This window comes from Streptomyces sp. NPDC007945 (assembly GCF_042958885.1).
In the GTDB taxonomy this organism is placed as follows: domain Bacteria; phylum Actinomycetota; class Actinomycetes; order Streptomycetales; family Streptomycetaceae; genus Streptomyces.
This window is the reverse complement of record NZ_JBIBJV010000002.1, coordinates 92,759-108,399: the sequence shown is the minus strand read 5'-3', so window position 1 is coordinate 108,399 and position 15,641 is coordinate 92,759. Positions and strand designations below refer to the sequence as shown.

The following is a 15,641-nucleotide window of genomic DNA, read 5'->3' as shown; positions in this document are numbered from 1 at the left end:
CCTTCTTCGTATGTGTACGAGGAGATCTCCATGAATCAGGGCGCCGAACAGGGCCACGACGACAACAGCGGCAAGAAGCTCGGCCGCTACATGCTGAAGCTCTCCGGGGAGGCCTTCTCCGGCGGTACCGGTCTCGGTGTCGACCCCGACGTCGTGCACGCCATCGCGCGTGAGATCGCGGCCGTGGTCCGCGACGGCGCCCAGATCGCCATCGTCATCGGCGGCGGCAACTTCTTCCGCGGCGCCGAGCTTCAGCAGCGCGGCATGGACCGCGCCCGCTCCGACTACATGGGCATGCTCGGCACCGTGATGAACTGCCTCGCCCTCCAGGACTTCCTGGAGAAGGAGGGCATCGACTCCCGCGTCCAGACCGCCATCACCATGGGCCAGGTCGCGGAGCCGTACATCCCGCTGCGCGCCGTGCGCCACCTGGAGAAGGGCCGCGTGGTCATCTTCGGCGCCGGCATGGGCATGCCGTACTTCTCCACCGACACGACCGCCGCCCAGCGGGCCCTGGAGATCGACGCCGAGGCCCTCCTCATGGGCAAGAACGGCGTGGACGGCGTCTACGACTCCGACCCCAGGACCAACCCCGCCGCGGTCAAGTTCGACGCCCTGGAGTACAGCGAGGTCATCACCCGCGACCTCAAGGTCGCCGACGCCACCGCCATCACCCTGTGCCGCGACAACAAGCTCCCGATCCTCGTCTTCGAACTGCTCGCCGCAGGCAATATCGCGCGCGCCGTCACGGGTGAGAAGATCGGCACACTCGTGAGCGACCAGGGCACCCGGGCCTGACCCAGGCCCGCCCTCAACCGACACAACGCGACGACACGCAGGAGCATGTGGTGATCGAAGAGACCCTCCTCGAGGCCGAGGAGAAGATGGAGAAGGCGGTCGTGGTCGCCAAGGAGGACTTCGCCGCGATCCGCACCGGCCGTGCGCACCCGGCGATGTTCAACAAGATCGTGGCCGACTACTACGGGGCCGTCACCCCTATCAACCAGCTGGCGTCGTTCTCGGTGCCGGAGCCGCGCATGGCCGTGGTGACCCCGTTCGACAAGAGCGCGCTGCGCAACATCGAGCAGGCCATCCGCGACTCGGACCTCGGCGTCAACCCGAGCAACGACGGCAACATCATCCGGGTGGTCTTCCCGGAGCTGACCGAGGAGCGCCGCCGCGACTACATCAAGGTCGCCAAGGGCAAGGCCGAGGACTCCAAGATCTCGATCCGCTCCGTGCGCCGCAAGGCCAAGGAGACCATCGACAAGCTCGTCAAGGACGGCGAGGTCGGCGAGGACGAGGGCCGCCGTGCGGAGAAGGAGCTCGACGACACCACCGCGAAGTACGTGGCGCAGGTGGACGAGCTGCTGAAGCACAAGGAAGCCGAGCTCCTCGAGGTCTGATGAACGACTCATCCTGGGGGGCGCCGGCGGCCGGTTCAGGTCTCGGCGGACCCGACCAGGGGCCTGCCCCGGCGGGTCCCGCCCACGATCGGCACCGGGCGGCGCAGACTCGCCCCATGCCCATCGTGCCCGACGTACCCGCCGGCGGTTTCCAGGACGGACACGGACGGGGGGCCGCCCACCCGGGCGGTCCCCTGTTCCGTGACGAGACCCCGCACGAGCACCCGCAGGAGCCCATGCCCAGCCCCGTCCCGCCTCCTCCGCCGTCGGCGGCCCCCGGGCCCCGGCAGAAGAAGAGCGCGGGCCGGGACCTGGGCGCGGCCATAGGGGTCGGCGTCGGTCTCGGGGCGGTCATCATCGCCTCGCTGTTCATCTGGAAGCCGGCCTTCGTGGGCGTCATCGCGGTGGCCGTGGTCGTGGGGCTCTGGGAGCTGACCTCGCGGCTCCAGGAGCGCAAGGCGATCAAGGCGCCGCTGGTGCCGCTCGCGGTCGGCGGCGCCGCGATGGTCGTCGCCGGGTACGTGCGGGGCCCCGAGGGCGCCTGGGTCGCGATGGCCCTCACGGCGCTCGCGGTGCTCGTCTGGCGGATGACGGAACCCCCCGAGGGGTACCTGAAGGACGTCACGGCGGGCGTCTTCGCCGCGTTCTACGTGCCGTTCCTGGCGACCTTCGTGGCGATGCTGCTGACCGCCGACGACGGACCGTGGCGGGTACTGACCTTCCTGCTGCTCACCGTGGTCAGCGACACCGGGGCGTACGCGGTGGGCTGGCGCTTCGGCAAGCACAAGCTGGCGCCGCGGATCAGCCCCGGCAAGACCCGCGAGGGACTCTTCGGCGCGGTGGCCTTCGCGATGGCGGCCGGCGCGCTGTGCATGCAGTTCCTCATCGACGACGGCACCTGGTGGCAGGGCCTGCTCCTCGGCCTCGCGGTCGCGGCGAGCGCGACGCTCGGCGACCTCGGCGAGTCGATGATCAAGCGGGACCTCGGCATCAAGGACATGGGGACGCTGCTCCCCGGGCACGGCGGCATCATGGACCGGCTGGACTCGCTGCTGCCGACGGCGCCGGTGGTGTGGCTGCTGCTGGCGTTGTTCGTCGGGACGGGTTGACCGGTCGGGTGGTGGGTCCTGTTCGTCAGGGTCTGCCGCCCGGGCACGGCGCCTCGCGGCGGAGCCGCACGTGGACACAGCATGGACCGGCTGGACTCGCTGCTGCCGACGGCGCCGGTGGTGTGGTTGCTGCTCGCGCTCTTCGTCGGAACGGGTTGACGGACAGCGGGTACTCTGGAAGGGCTCGGACCTGTGGTCCGGGCCCTTCGTCGTCCTCGCCACCGCGGGGACGGTCCAGTGAGGTCGCCCGGCATCGCCCTGCCGCACTCCCCGCCGACGCGGGACGTCCGACCTCGTTCCTGTTTGAGGAGAGACGCCGTCGTGGCCCGTCCGCTGCCCGGAGAACTCACATTCGTCGCCCCGCGCGGAGCCAAGAAGCCGCCGCGGCACCTCGCCGACCTCACGCCCGCCGAGCGGAAGGAGGCCGTCGCCGCGATCGGCGAGAAGCCCTTCCGCGCCAAGCAGCTGTCGACGCACTACTTCGCGCGGTACGCGCACGACCCCGCCGAGTGGACCGACATCCCGGCCGCCTCGCGGGAGAAGCTGGCCGGGGAGCTGCTGCCCGACCTGATGTCGGTGGTGCGGCACATCTCGTGCGACGACGACACCACCCGCAAGACCCTGTGGCGGCTGCACGACGGCACGCTCGTGGAGTCGGTGCTGATGCGCTACCCGGACCGGGTGACGATGTGCATCTCCTCGCAGGCCGGCTGCGGCATGAACTGCCCGTTCTGCGCGACCGGGCAGGCCGGTCTCGACCGGAACCTGTCGACCGCCGAGATCGTGCACCAGATCGTCGACGGCATGCGCGCGCTGCGCGACGGCGAGGTGCCCGGCGGTCCCGCGCGACTGTCGAACATCGTCTTCATGGGAATGGGCGAGCCGCTCGCCAACTACAAGCGGGTCGTCGGCGCGATCCGCCGGCTGACCGACCCCGAGCCCGACGGCCTCGGCCTGTCGCAGCGCGGCATCACCGTGTCGACCGTGGGCCTGGTGCCGGCCATGCTGCGCTTCGCCGACGAGGGCTTCAAGTGCCGCCTCGCGGTCTCGCTGCACGCCCCCGACGACGAGCTGCGGGACACGCTGGTGCCGGTGAACACCCGCTGGAAGGTGCGGGAGGTACTGGACGCGGCGTGGGAGTACGCCGAGAAGTCCGGCCGCCGGGTCTCCATCGAGTACGCCCTCATCCGGGACATCAACGACCAGGCGTGGCGCGGTGACCTGCTGGGCAAGCTGCTCAAGGGCAAGCGGGTGCACGTCAACCTGATCCCGCTGAACCCGACGCCGGGCTCGAAGTGGACCGCCTCCCGGCCGGAGGACGAGAAGGCCTTCGTCGAGGCCATCGCCCGGCACGGCGTGCCGGTGACCGTCCGGGACACCCGTGGCCAGGAGATCGACGGCGCCTGTGGACAGCTCGCCGCGTCCGAGCGCTGACCTTGTACCCTGTGCTCGAACACACCTGCATATTCCGACAGGGGAGCGCCACAGCGCTGAGAGTGCGGTAACCGTAGACCGCAGACCCTCTGAACCTCGCCCAGGTCATTCTGGGTAGGAAGTTCGGTCGTACCTCGAGCTGTTGCGCCCTGCCCGCGTCCGGTCCCCGGTCGCGGGCAGGGCCGCGTCTCTTCCTGGTCCCACCCAGGAGGACCACACATGCACACCAAGAAGGCCGCCGTCGCGGCGCTGGCCGCGGCGCTCGGCGTCACGGGCCTGGCCGCCTGCTCCACCGAGTCCGCCCGCGACGCCGCGGGGAAGAGCGGGGAGCCCGCGCCGAAGACCGTGACGCTCGTCAGCCACGACTCCTTCAACGCCTCCAAGGAGGTGCTGGCCGAGTTCACGAAGCGGTCCGGCTTCACCGTGAAGGTGCTGAAGGCCGGTGACGCGGGCGAGGCCGTCAACAAGGAGATCCTCACCAAGGGCTCCCCGCAGGGCGACGTCTTCTTCGGCGTCGACAACACCCTGCTGTCCCGCGCCGTCGACAACGGCATCTTCGTGCCGTACGAGGCGAAGGGCGCCGAACGGATCCCGGACACCTTCAAGCTCGACAAGCGGGTCACGCCGATCGACACCGGCGACATCTGCGTGAACTACGACAAGAAGTACTTCGCGGACAAGAAGCTGGCGCCGCCGCAGTCCTTCGACGACCTGGTGAAGCCGGAGTACAAGGACCTGCTCGTGGTCGAGAACCCGGAGCGTTCGTCCCCGGGCCTCGGCTTCCTCCTCGGCACGGTCGCGAAGTACGGCGACTCCGGCTGGCAGGAGTACTGGTCGAAGCTGAAGGCGAACGGCGTGAAGACCGTCGACAGCTGGGAGCTCGCCTACAACCAGGAGTTCTCCGGCTCGGCCGGCGGCAAGGAGGCCAAGGGCGACCGTCCGCTGGTCGTCTCCTACGCCTCCAGCCCGCCCGTCGAGGTGCTGTACGCCGAGCCGCAGCCGAAGGAGGCGCCCACCGGGGTGTCCACCGGCACCTGCTTCCGGCAGATCGAGTTCGCCGGCCTGCTGGACGGGGCGAAGAACCCCGAGGGCGGCAAGGCGCTGATCGACTTCCTGATCTCGAAGAGGTTCCAGGACGACATGCCGCTCCAGATGTTCGTGAACCCGGTCGCGAAGGACGCGGCCCTGCCGGAGCTGTTCACGAAGCACGGCGTGGTGATCGAGAAGCCGGAGACGGTGGCGCCGGAGAAGATCGCCGCGCAGCGCGAGGCGTGGATCCGGCAGTGGTCGTCGCTCGTCCGCAAGTGAGCCGCGACCCGAGGGGGAGCGCGGCGCGGCTGGGGCTGATGGCCCTGCCCGTCGCGTTCTTCGCGGTCTTCTTCGCCTGGCCCGTCGTGTCGATCGTCGAGCGCGGGCTGCGGCCCGACGGCGCCTGGGACCTCGGGGCGATCGGGGCGACCCTGGGCCGCTCGGACATCCTCGACGTGCTGGGCTTCACCGTCTGGCAGGCGGCCGCCTCCACCGGGCTCACGCTGCTCGTGGCGCTGCCGGGCGCGTACGTCTTCGCCCGCTTCGACTTCCCCGGGAAGGGCGTGCTGCGGGCCGTCGTCACCGTGCCGTTCGTGCTGCCCACGGTCCTCGTCGGCACGGCGTTCCTGGCCCTGGTGGGCCGGGGCGGGTTCACCGACGTGCTGTGGGGGCTGCGGCTCGACACCACGGTGTGGGCGATCCTCCTCGCCCACGTCTTCTTCAACTACGCGGTCGTCGTCCGGACCGTCGGCGGGCTGTGGGCCCAGCTCGACCCGCGCCAGGAGGAGGCGGCCCGGGTGCTCGGCGCGTCCCGGTGGACGGCGTGGCGGTCGGTGACGCTGCCGGCGCTGGTGCCGGCGGTGTCGGCGGCCGCCCTCATGGTCTTCCTCTTCACGTTCACGTCCTTCGGCGTCGTGCAGATCCTCGGCGGGGACGCGTACACGACGCTGGAGGCGGAGATCTACCGGCAGACGGCCCGGCTGCTGGACCTGCGGACGGCGGCCGTGCTGACGCTCGTGCAGTTCGTGGCGGTCGGCGTGATCCTCGCCGTGCACGCCCGGACGGTGCGGCGCCGGGAGACCGCGCTGCGGCTGGTGTCCCCGGAGACGACCGCGCGCCGGCCGCGCGGCGTGGGGCAGTGGGCGCTGCTCGGCGGGGTGCTGGCCTCGGTGGCGGTGCTGATCCTGCTGCCGCTCGGGGTGCTGGTGGAGCGTTCCTTCGCGACGCCGGAGGGGTACGGGCTCCGCTACTACCGGGCGCTCGGCTCGCTCGACGAGGCCGGGACGTTCCTGGTGCCGCCGCTGGAGGCGGTCGGGAACTCGCTGCGGTACGCCGTCGCGGCCACCGCGATCGCGGTGGTGATCGGCGGGCTCGCGGCGGCGGCGCTCACGAGGCGGGCGGGACGGCTCGTGCGGGGCTTCGACGCGCTGCTGATGCTGCCGCTCGGGGTGTCGGCGGTGACCGTCGGCTTCGGGTTCCTCATCACGCTGGACGAGCCGCCGTTCGACCTGCGGGCCGGCTGGATCCTCGTCCCGCTCGCACAGGCGCTGGTCGGCGTGCCGTTCGTGGTCCGCACGATGCTGCCGGTGCTGCGGGCGGTGGACCAGCGGCTGCGGGAGGCGGCGGCGGTGCTCGGGGCCTCGCCGTGGCGGGCCTGGCGGGAGGTGGACCTGCCGCTGGTGCGGCGGGCGCTGCTGATCGCGGCCGGGTTCGCCTTCGCCGTGTCGCTCGGCGAGTTCGGGGCGACCGTCTTCATCGCGCGGCCCGACAACCCGACGCTGCCGGTCGCGGTGGCGCGGCTGCTGGGCCGGCCGGGCGAGCTCAACTACGGGCAGGCGATGGCCCTGTCGACGATTCTGATGGTGGTGTGCGCGGTCTCCCTGCTGCTGCTCGAACGGCTGCGGACCGACCGGACCACCGGGGAGTTCTGATGCTGACCCTTGACGGAGCGACGGTACGGTTCGGGGCCCGGGCGGTCCTCGACGCGGTGGACCTGGAGGTCGCCGACCACGAGATCGTGTGCGTCCTCGGGCCGAGCGGGTCCGGCAAGTCGACGCTGCTGCGGGCCGTCGCCGGGCTCCGGGCGCTGGACGGGGGCCGGGTGCTGCTGGGCGGCGCGGACCAGGCGGGGGTGCCGACGCACCGGCGGGGGGTGGGCCTGATGTTCCAGGACCACCAGCTCTTCCCGCAGCGGGACGTCGCGGGGAACGTGGCGTTCGGGCTCCGGATGCACGGAGTGCCGAAGGAGGAGCGGACGGCGCGGGTCGAGGAGCTGCTCGACCTCGTCGGGCTGCCGGGCGCCGGCCGGCGGTCGGTGGCGGCGCTCTCCGGCGGCGAGCAGCAGCGGGTGGCGCTGGCGAGGGCGCTGGCGCCGAGGCCCCGGCTGCTGATGCTCGACGAACCGCTGGGGCAGCTCGACAGGGGGCTGCGGGAGCGGCTCGTGGTGGAGCTGCGGGCGCTCTTCGGGCGGCTCGGCACGACGGTCCTCGCCGTCACCCACGACCAGGGCGAGGCGTTCGCGCTCGCGGACCGGGTGGTGGTCATGCGGGACGGGCGGATCGTCCGGTCGGGCACGCCGGTGGACGTGTGGCGGCGTCCCGGCACGGAGTTCGTCGCCCGCTTCCTCGGTTTCGAGAACGTCGTCCCGGCGACGGTGTCCGGGGCCGTCGCGGACACCCCGTGGGGCCGGATCCCGGTCCCGGAGGGTTCCCCCCAGGGCGAGCGGACGCTGCTGGTCCGCCCGGCGGGCGTGCTCCTCACGGACGAGGGCCTCGCCTGCCGGGTCGAGTCCCGGACCTTCCGGGGCCACCACGTCACGGTCGGCCTGCGCCCGGCCGACGGCCCCCCGCTGGAGGCCGAACTCCCGCTGCGGGAGGTGCCGGAGGTGGGCGCGGAGGTGACGGTGACCTTCGGGGCCGAGGAGGTCGTGGTGCTGGACGGTTCCTGACCTGCGCGGCCGCCGGCCGGGCCGGGGCCGGGGGCCGGTCGGGAGGTCAGGCCGTCAGGGGCAGGGCGGCGAGTTCGCCGACGATCCAGGTCAGCGGGAGGAAGACGGCGAGCAGGGCGCCGGCCCGCAGCAGGGCGGCGGTGCGCAGCACGGACGGCGGGGCGCCGAGCCGGGCGAGGGCCTCGGTGGTGTGGGCCCGGCACTGGCGGGACTCCACGGCGGCGGTGAGCAGGGTCGCCGTGGTGCAGGTGAGGACGACGCCGGCGCCGAGGCCGGTGAGCGGTCCGAAGGCGGTGCCGCCGTTCCCGGCTTCGTACAGGGTGGCGGCGGCGAGGGTGCCGGAGAGGACCGCGCAGACGACGCCGAGGGGGCGGCCGATGCGGCCGGCCTCGTCCATGAGCACCCGGCCGGCGAGCAGGCGTACGGCTCCGGGGCGGGCGGTCTGCAGCAGCCGGCCGCTCAGGTGGGTGAGGCCGGGTCCGGCGAGCGCGAGTCCGGCGGCGGTGAGGACCCACCCGGCGAGGACGCCGGCGGGGGAGCCGTCGAAGCGGCCGGGCAGGGCGACGCCACCGGCGCCGCCGCGGCCCGCGTACGTCTCCACGGCGAGGCCGACGGCGACGAGCGCCACGCCCCACGGCAGGCCGTTGGGGACCGGCCGGGCGGCGCCCTCGGGGGCGGGGGTGCCGGTGCGGGGGCGCAGGGCGAGTCCGGCGGCGGTGGCGCCGGCGACCGGGACGACGGCGAGCAGGGTGAGGGCGCCGGCCAGCGGCAGCGGCTGGTCGGCGGCGAGGAGTCCGGCGGCGGCCCCGTCGAAGGGCAGGCCGGTGATGTCGCCGCGCAGGTGCAGGTAGACGAGGAGGGCGACCATCGAGCCGAGGGTGCAGGCGACGGCGGTCGAGGCGGCGGCGATGGCGGTGAGCCGGGCGGGGCCGAGGCCGATCGAGGAGAGCCCGGGGCGGGGCCGGGTGGCAGGGTCGGTGCGGGCGACGGCGACGGCGAACTGGACGGTGGCGGCGACCGGCAGCGCGCACCAGAGCAGCCGCAGCGCGGAGGCGGTGGAGTGTTCGGGGTGGCCGACGGCGTAGCCGAGGGTGCAGAGCAGCAGGAAGCCCACGCCGGCGGCGGCCGCGGCGACGAGGAGCCGTCGCAGCTGGACCAGCGGGCGGGAGCCGCGGACTAGACGGAGAGCGAGCACGCCGCGACGCCCTCCGCCCCCGTGGCGGGCGGCACGCTGCCGGCCCGGCGACCGTCGAGCAGGGTGACCGTGCGGTCGGCGAGCGCCGCGACCTCCGGGTCGTGGGTGGCGAGGAGCACGGTGATGCCGTGCGAGCGGGCGGCGGCGGTGAGGGTGCGGAGCACCTGGGCGCCGTCGGCCCGGTGCAGGGCGGCGGTGGGTTCGTCGGCGAAGAGGACCGAGGGGGCGGCGGCGAGCGCGCGGGCGATGGCGGTGCGCTGGCGCTGGGAGCGGGTGAGCGCGTGGGGGCGGACGCGGGCGCAGGCGCCGGTGTCGAGGCGGTCGAGCCATTCGCAGGCGGTGGTCCGGGCGGCCCGGTGGGGGACCCCCCGCAGCAGCAGCGGCAGGGCGGTGTTCTCCCAGGCGGTGAGTTCGGGGACGAGGCCGTCGTCGGGGCCGATCCAGCCGAAGCGTTCCCGGCGGAGCCGCTCGCGGCCGGCCGCGGGGAGGGTGTGCACGGGGGAGCTGTTGAACCAGACCTCGCCCCGCTGGGGGGCGAGCTCGCCGGAGAGGCAGCGCAGGAGGGTGGTCTTGCCGCTGCCGCGGGGACCGGTCACGGCGAGGATCTCGCCCTCGCGGACGCCGACGGAGACGCCGCTGAGGGCCTCCGTGCCGTTCAGGGAGCAGTGCAGGGAACGCGCCCAGAGCACGTCGTTGTCCGGTGGGGCCATCGCGCACACCTCGATGTCGGTTCCGATTCTTGCCGTTCCCCCGTCCGGGGGAACGAGGGCCGGGCCTGTCGGTCACTGGGCACCGTAAGTATTCGGATCCGGTTGTACGGACGGCACGCGGCCCGGGCCTCCGCCATCCACTCGGATGGCGGAGGCCCGGGCCGGGGGCCACGCCGTGAGGGCGGCGTGGCGCGGGGGGACCCGCGGAGGCGGGGGGTCCTCGGGGCGGGTCCCCTGGGGGCGGGGAGCCCTACAGCTTGGTCCACGCCTCGGTGAGCACGCTGCGCAGGATGCCCTCGATCTCGTCGAAGGTGCCCTGGTCGGCGATGAGCGGCGGGGCCAGCTGGATGACCGGGTCGCCGCGGTCGTCGGCACGGCAGTACAGGCCGGCGTCGTACAGCGCCTTGGAGAGGAAGCCGTACAGGACGCGCTCCACCTCCTCGTCGTTGAAGGACTCCTTGGTGGCCTTGTCCTTGACGAGCTCGATGCCGTAGAAGAAGCCGTTGCCGCGGACGTCGCCGACGATCGGGAGGTCGTGCAGCTTCTTCAGGGTGTCGAAGAAGTTGCCCTCCTGGTCGAGGACGTGCTGGTTGAGGCCTTCCTTGTCGAAGATGTCCAGGTTGGCGATGGCGACCGCCGAGGACACCGGGTGGCCACCGAAGGTGTACCCGTGCAGGAAGGTGTTGTCGCCCTTGTAGAACGGCTCGGCGATGCGGTCCGAGATGATGCAGGCGCCGATCGGGGAGTAGCCCGAGGTCATGCCCTTGGCGCAGGTGATCATGTCCGGGACGTAGCCGAACTTGTCACAGGCGAACATCGTGCCGAGGCGGCCGAAGGCGCAGATCGTCTCGTCGGAGACGAGGAGCACGTCGTACTGGTCGCAGATCTCGCGGACGCGCCGGAAGTAGCCGGGCGGCGGCGGGAAGCAGCCGCCGGCGTTCTGCACCGGCTCCAGGAAGACGGCCGCGACGGTGTCGGGGCCCTCGAAGAGGATCTGCTGCTCGATCTGGTCGGCGGCCCAGCGGCCGAAGGCCTCCGGGTCGTCGCCGTGGATCGGGGCGCGGTAGATGTTGGTGTTCGGCACCTTGTGCGCGCCGGGGACCAGCGGCTCGAAGGGGGCCTTCAGAGCCGGCAGGCCGGTGATGGACAGGGCGCCCTGCGGGGTGCCGTGGTAGGCGACCGCACGCGAGATGACCTTGTACTTGGTGTGCTTGCCCTGGAGCTTGAAGTACTGCTTGGCGAGCTTCCAGGCGGTCTCGACGGCCTCGCCGCCACCGGTGGTGAAGAAGACCTTGTTGAGGTCGCCCGGGGCGTAGTCGGCGAGGCGCTCGGCGAGCTCGACGGCCTTCGGGTGGGCGTACGACCACACCGGGAAGAAGGCGAGCTCCTGGGCCTGCTTGTACGCGACCTCGGCCAGCTCCTGGCGGCCGTGACCGGCGTTGACCACGAAGAGGCCCGCGAGACCGTCGAGGTAGCGCTTGCCCTTGTCGTCGAAGATGTAGGTGCCCTCACCTCGGACGATGGTGGGGACGGGGCTGTTCTCGTACGACGACATGCGGGTGAAGTGCATCCACAGGTGGTCGTAGGCGGTCTTGGAGAGATCGCTGCGGGACTGGGTCACGGTTATCGGGTTCCCCACATATAGGTCTGCTTCTTGAGCTTCAGGTAAACGAAGCTCTCGGTGGAGCGCACGCCGGGGAGCGTGCGGATCCGCTTGTTGATCACGTCCAGAAGGTGGTCGTCGTCCTCGCAGACGATCTCCACCATCAGGTCGAACGAGCCCGCGGTCATCACCACGTACTCGCACTCGGGCATGTCGGTCAGCGCCTCCGCGACCGGATCCAGGTCGCCCTCGACGTGGATGCCGACCATCGCCTGGCGCCGGAGGCCCACGGTGAGCGGGTCGGTGACGGCGACGATCTGCATGACGCCCTGGTCGAGGAGCTTCTGGACGCGCTGCCGCACGGCCGCTTCGGAGAGGCCGACGGCCTTGCCGATGGCGGCGTAGGGGCGGCGGCCGTCCTCCTGGAGCTGCTCGATGATCGCCAGGGAGACGGCATCGACCGTAGGGGACGAACCGGTTCCGGTTCTGGAGTCTGTGCTTCGACTGGCCACGTCTTCACTGTGCACCGAGATGCGCAGTCGCGCAACCCCGGAGCGATGAAATTCGTTGCCGGAGGCCCCTGTAGTCACTGAATCCGAAGTGGAGGGGGCTCGGGGCTGTTGAAAGCGTCAGCCGAACCAGTAGGCTGAGGTGTCTCACCCATCGGGACGACCGCACAAGGCCGTGCGGAACAAACGTGACAGGAGGGGTGGCAAGTGACCACCGAGCTGCGCCGGCTGCGCAACTACATCGACGGGGAGTTCCGCGACGCGGCCGACGGCCGCACCATCGAGGTGATCAACCCGGTCACCGGCGAGGCGTACGCGACCTCCCCGCTCTCCGGCCAGGCCGACGTCGACGCCGCCATGGAGGCCGCCGCGGCCGCCTTCCCCGCCTGGCGCGACACCACGCCGTCCGAGCGCCAGAAGGTGCTCCTCAAGATCGCGGACGCGTTCGAGGACCGCGCCGAGGAGCTCATCGCCGCCGAGGTCGAGAACACCGGCAAGCCGGTCGCCCTCACCGCGAGCGAGGAGATCCCGCCGATGGTGGACCAGATCCGCTTCTTCGCGGGTGCCGCCCGGCTGCTCGAAGGCCGCTCGGCCGGCGAGTACATGGAGGGCATGACCTCCATCGTCCGCCGCGAGCCCGTCGGCGTCTGCGCGCAGGTCGCGCCGTGGAACTACCCGATGATGATGGCCGTGTGGAAGTTCGCCCCGGCCCTCGCCGCGGGCAACACGGTCGTCCTCAAGCCCTCGGACACCACCCCCGCGTCCACCGTCCTGATGGCCGAGATCATCGGTTCGATCGTCCCCAAGGGCGTCTTCAACGTCGTCTGCGGCGACCGCGAGACCGGCCGCGCGATGGTCGAGCACCCGACCCCGGCGATGGCCTCCATCACCGGCTCCGTCCGGGCCGGCATGCAGGTCGCCGAGTCGGCGGCCAAGGACGTCAAGCGCGTCCACCTGGAGCTGGGCGGCAAGGCCCCGGTCGTCGTCTTCGAGGACACCGACATCGAGAAGGCCGTCGAGGACATCGCGATGGCCGGCTTCTTCAACGCCGGCCAGGACTGCACCGCCGCCACCCGGGTGATCGTCCAGGAGTCCATCCACGACGAGTTCGTCGCCGCCCTCGCCAAGGCCGCCGCCGAGACGAAGACCGGGCAGCCCGACGACGAGGACGTGCTCTACGGCCCGCTCAACAACGCCAACCAGCTGAAGCAGGTCGCCGGCTTCATCGACCGCCTCCCGGCCCACGCCAAGGTCGAGGCCGGCGGCCACCGCGTCGGCGACAAGGGCTACTTCTACGCCCCGACCGTCGTCTCCGGCCTCCAGCAGGACGACGAGATCGTCCAGAACGAGGTCTTCGGCCCGGTCATCACCGTCCAGTCCTTCGCCGACGAGGCGCAGGCGCTGGAGTACGCCAACGGCGTCGAGTACGCCCTGGCCTCCTCCGTCTGGACCAAGGACCACCAGCGCGCCATGCGCATGTCCCGCTCGCTCGACTTCGGCTGTGTGTGGATCAACACCCACATCCCGCTGGTCGCCGAGATGCCCCACGGCGGCTTCAAGAAGTCCGGCTACGGCAAGGACCTCTCCGCGTACGGCTTCGAGGACTACACGCGCATCAAGCACGTGATGACCTCGCTGGGCTGAACCGCCCGGTAGCACCCCCACGGCCCCGGCACCCGTCGATCCGATGATCGACAGGGTGTCGGGGCCGTGCCGTGCCGCTCGACGGACCGTCCATTGCGGCGGCTCGGAGCCCGGCGGGATGCTCGGCGGGTGAGAGCGACAGCCAGGAAACCCATGACCCGCCGGTCCGTCCTGACGGGACTCGCCGCCGCCGGCGCCAGCGGCCTCCTCGCCGCCTGCGGCGTGAAGCCCGCCCACGTCCCCGAGGACCGGCGCGCCGCCCGGGACCTGTCGGACCGCGAGCGGACCGTCACCTTCGCCAACTGGCCGCTCTACATCGACACCGACGACGACGATCCGCGCAGACGGCCCAGCCTCGACGCCTTCCGGGAACGGACCGGGATCTCCGTCCACTACACGGAGGAGATCAACGACAACGACGAGTTCTTCGGGAAGATCGGCCCGGCCCTCATGAACGGCCAGGCCGTCGACCGCGACCTCGTCGTCGTCAGCGACTGGATGGCCGCCCGCCTCGTCCGCCTCGGCTGGGTCCAGAAGATGGACCGCGCCGCGCAGCCGAACGTCGTCGGCCACCTCGACCCACAGCTGCTCCGCCCCGCCTTCGACCCCGGCCGGCTGCACTCCGTGCCCTGGCAGTCCGGCATCACCGGCATCGCGTACAACCGCCGCGGGCTCGGCCGCGAACTGCGCTCCACCCGCCAGCTCTGGGACGCCGACCTGCGCGGCAAGGTCACCCTCCTCTCCGGCCTGGACGAGGCCGTCCCGCTGCTCATGCAGGGCGACGGAGCGGACGTCACCCGCTGGACCCAGGACGACTTCCACGCCGTCTGCGACCGCGTCGAGGACCTGGTCCGCAGGAAGCACATCCGCCGCTTCACCGGCAACGACTACATCAAGGACCTGGCCGCCGGCGACGTCCTCGCCTGCCAGGCGTACTCCGGCGACGTCGTCCAACTCCAGGCCGACGACCCCGACATCGCGTTCGTCGTCCCCGAGGAGGGCGGCGAACTGTGGGCCGAGTCCCTCCTCGTCCCCAACCTCGCCCGCCACAAGGCCAACGCCGAGAAGCTCGTCGACCACTACTACGAGCCCGAGGTCGCCGCCCGGCTGGCCGCCTGGGTCAACTACGTCTGCCCCGTCCCGGCCGCCCAGGCCGTCCTCGCCGACTCCGGCGACGAGGAACTGGCCGCCCTCGCCGAGGACCCGCTGATCTTCCCGGACCGGGAGATGCGCGGCCGGCTCGCCATCGCCCGCGACATCACCTCCGGCGAACGCAAGGCCATGGCCGCGCGCTGGAACGGCCTCGTCGGCCTGTGAGCGCCCCCTGCGCGGGCACCGACCCCACCGCCCCGCACCCCGACGGGCCGTCAGAGAAGAGCGACCCCCGTTTCTGAACGCGTTCAAGGAGGGCGTACGCTGCCTTCATGAGCGACTCGAACGGGCCGAGAGCCCTTCTCGCGCGCATCCGCGCATGGCTGATCCTCTTCGTCGTCTGCCTCGTCCTGAGCGGGGCCACCGCCTTCCCGCTCGTCACCGAACTCCGCTGGCTCGACTCCTCGCTGACCGGCTGGGCCGCGCCCGTCGCGGACGCCCTCCCCGGCCTCGCCGAGTGGATCCACAAGGTCGCCGGCGGGGTCGAGGCGGCCGGCGAGGGAGCCCCGTACCTCCTCTACGGCACCGACTGGCTCGCCTTCGCCCACCTCGTCATCGCCGTCGCCTTCTACGGGCCCTACCGCGACCCGGTCCGCAACGTCTGGGTCGTCGAGTTCGGCATGATCGCCTGCGTCGGCATCATCCCGCTCGCCCTGATCTGCGGACCGATCCGCGACATCCCCTTCTGGTGGTCGGTGATCGACATGTCCTTCGGGGTCTTCGGGATCCTGCCCCTGCTCCACGTCCGCCGGCTCATCAAGCGGCTGGAAGCCGCCGAGGCGGTCACTCCGACGGCGGTCCGCACCTCGCCCGCATGAGCTCCGGGGCGTCCGCGATCCGCGGGCGCCCCGCACCTCCCGCCCGCGCCCGCGCCGCACCTCCCGCCCGTGCCCGCCCCAGCCC

Annotated in this window: 14 protein-coding genes and 1 riboswitch; of the genes, 10 read left to right on the top strand and 4 right to left on the bottom strand. The window is 72.0% G+C overall.

What is annotated here, in order from left to right; translation table 11 throughout:
- The first annotated feature begins 30 nt into the window (after positions 1 to 30).
- The 7 genes from pyrH to ACFZCF_RS05760 all read left to right on the top strand — a co-directional run bounded on the left by pyrH (position 31) and on the right by ACFZCF_RS05760 (position 7,925).
- On the top strand, positions 31 to 798 hold the full coding sequence (pyrH, locus tag ACFZCF_RS05790) for a UMP kinase (RefSeq protein WP_388435745.1): 768 nt from the start codon (positions 31 to 33) through the stop codon (positions 796 to 798).
- 50 nt (positions 799 to 848) lie between these two features.
- The gene (gene frr / locus ACFZCF_RS05785; RefSeq protein WP_388435743.1) at positions 849 to 1,406 is read left to right on the top strand and encodes a ribosome recycling factor; all 558 of its coding nucleotides are present in this window, start codon (positions 849 to 851) and stop codon (positions 1,404 to 1,406) included.
- Positions 1,406 to 2,515 carry a phosphatidate cytidylyltransferase gene (locus ACFZCF_RS05780; RefSeq protein ID WP_388435740.1) on the top strand — a complete coding sequence of 370 codons (1,110 nt, stop codon included), beginning with the start codon at positions 1,406 to 1,408 and terminating at the stop codon, positions 2,513 to 2,515. Before frr ends, ACFZCF_RS05780 begins: the two co-directional genes overlap by 1 nt.
- Before the next feature lie 321 nt (positions 2,516 to 2,836).
- Positions 2,837 to 3,949: a 23S rRNA (adenine(2503)-C(2))-methyltransferase RlmN gene (gene rlmN, locus ACFZCF_RS05775; protein WP_388435737.1), complete on the top strand. Its 1,113-nt coding sequence runs from the start codon at positions 2,837 to 2,839 to the stop codon at positions 3,947 to 3,949.
- Between the two features lie 29 nt (positions 3,950 to 3,978).
- A riboswitch (TPP riboswitch) is annotated at positions 3,979 to 4,088 on the top strand.
- Positions 4,089 to 4,168: 80 nt separating this feature from the next.
- Positions 4,169 to 5,257 (top strand): thiamine ABC transporter substrate-binding protein, encoded by a 1,089-nt coding sequence (locus ACFZCF_RS05770; protein ID WP_391284907.1) that lies wholly within the window; start codon positions 4,169 to 4,171, stop codon positions 5,255 to 5,257.
- Between the two features lie 38 nt (positions 5,258 to 5,295).
- On the top strand, positions 5,296 to 6,909 hold the full coding sequence (locus ACFZCF_RS05765; RefSeq protein ID WP_391285959.1) for an ABC transporter permease subunit: 1,614 nt from the start codon (positions 5,296 to 5,298) through the stop codon (positions 6,907 to 6,909).
- Positions 6,909 to 7,925 (top strand): ATP-binding cassette domain-containing protein, encoded by a 1,017-nt coding sequence (locus ACFZCF_RS05760; protein WP_391284905.1) that lies wholly within the window; start codon positions 6,909 to 6,911, stop codon positions 7,923 to 7,925. The genes ACFZCF_RS05765 and ACFZCF_RS05760 overlap by 1 nt, the downstream gene beginning before the upstream one ends.
- 46 nt (positions 7,926 to 7,971) lie before the next feature.
- On the opposite strand, the gene ACFZCF_RS05755 is transcribed toward ACFZCF_RS05760, so the two are convergent.
- The 4 genes from ACFZCF_RS05755 to ACFZCF_RS05740 all read right to left on the bottom strand — a co-directional run bounded on the left by ACFZCF_RS05755 (position 7,972) and on the right by ACFZCF_RS05740 (position 11,945).
- Positions 7,972 to 9,120, bottom strand: coding sequence for a hypothetical protein (locus ACFZCF_RS05755; RefSeq protein ID WP_388435728.1), 1,149 nt, complete (start codon positions 9,118 to 9,120; stop codon positions 7,972 to 7,974).
- Positions 9,102 to 9,830 carry an ATP-binding cassette domain-containing protein gene (locus ACFZCF_RS05750; protein ID WP_391284902.1) on the bottom strand — a complete coding sequence of 243 codons (729 nt, stop codon included), beginning with the start codon at positions 9,828 to 9,830 and terminating at the stop codon, positions 9,102 to 9,104. Before ACFZCF_RS05750 ends, ACFZCF_RS05755 begins: the two co-directional genes overlap by 19 nt.
- A gap of 250 nt (positions 9,831 to 10,080) precedes the next feature.
- A complete protein-coding gene (locus ACFZCF_RS05745) occupies positions 10,081 to 11,469 on the bottom strand; it encodes an aspartate aminotransferase family protein (RefSeq protein ID WP_388435721.1) in 1,389 nt (462 codons plus the stop codon).
- Positions 11,454 to 11,945 carry an Lrp/AsnC family transcriptional regulator gene (locus tag ACFZCF_RS05740; RefSeq protein ID WP_229851417.1) on the bottom strand — a complete coding sequence of 164 codons (492 nt, stop codon included), beginning with the start codon at positions 11,943 to 11,945 and terminating at the stop codon, positions 11,454 to 11,456. Before ACFZCF_RS05740 ends, ACFZCF_RS05745 begins: the two co-directional genes overlap by 16 nt.
- A 204-nt stretch (positions 11,946 to 12,149) precedes the next feature.
- On the opposite strand from ACFZCF_RS05740, the gene ACFZCF_RS05735 reads away from it, so the two are divergent.
- From ACFZCF_RS05735 to ACFZCF_RS05725, 3 genes are all read left to right on the top strand, one after another.
- Entirely contained in the window at positions 12,150 to 13,586 is a 1,437-nt protein-coding gene (locus tag ACFZCF_RS05735; RefSeq protein ID WP_388435717.1) for a gamma-aminobutyraldehyde dehydrogenase, read from the top strand.
- A 153-nt stretch (positions 13,587 to 13,739) separates the two neighbouring features.
- Positions 13,740 to 14,903 (top strand): extracellular solute-binding protein, encoded by a 1,164-nt coding sequence (locus ACFZCF_RS05730; RefSeq protein WP_391284898.1) that lies wholly within the window; start codon positions 13,740 to 13,742, stop codon positions 14,901 to 14,903.
- 107 nt (positions 14,904 to 15,010) lie between these two features.
- Positions 15,011 to 15,556, top strand: coding sequence for a hypothetical protein (locus ACFZCF_RS05725; RefSeq protein WP_391284896.1), 546 nt, complete (start codon positions 15,011 to 15,013; stop codon positions 15,554 to 15,556).
- Positions 15,557 to 15,641: the final 85 nt, after the last annotated feature.

Bases quoted from the DNA above. Each gene is read 5' to 3' on its own strand.
- pyrH (WP_388435745.1), top strand. From the start codon at position 31: ATGAATCAGGGCGCCGAACAGGGCCACGACGACAACAGCGGCAAGAAG.
- ACFZCF_RS05780 (WP_388435740.1), top strand. From the start codon at position 1,406: ATGAACGACTCATCCTGGGGGGCGCCGGCGGCCGGTTCAGGTCTCGGC.
- ACFZCF_RS05770 (WP_391284907.1), top strand. From the start codon at position 4,169: ATGCACACCAAGAAGGCCGCCGTCGCGGCGCTGGCCGCGGCGCTCGGC.
- ACFZCF_RS05765 (WP_391285959.1), top strand. From the start codon at position 5,296: ATGGCCCTGCCCGTCGCGTTCTTCGCGGTCTTCTTCGCCTGGCCCGTC.
- ACFZCF_RS05760 (WP_391284905.1), top strand. From the start codon at position 6,909: ATGCTGACCCTTGACGGAGCGACGGTACGGTTCGGGGCCCGGGCGGTC.
- ACFZCF_RS05750 (WP_391284902.1), bottom strand. From the start codon at position 9,830: ATGGCCCCACCGGACAACGACGTGCTCTGGGCGCGTTCCCTGCACTGC.
- ACFZCF_RS05730 (WP_391284898.1), top strand. From the start codon at position 13,740: ATGACCCGCCGGTCCGTCCTGACGGGACTCGCCGCCGCCGGCGCCAGC.
- ACFZCF_RS05725 (WP_391284896.1), top strand. From the start codon at position 15,011: ATGAGCGACTCGAACGGGCCGAGAGCCCTTCTCGCGCGCATCCGCGCA.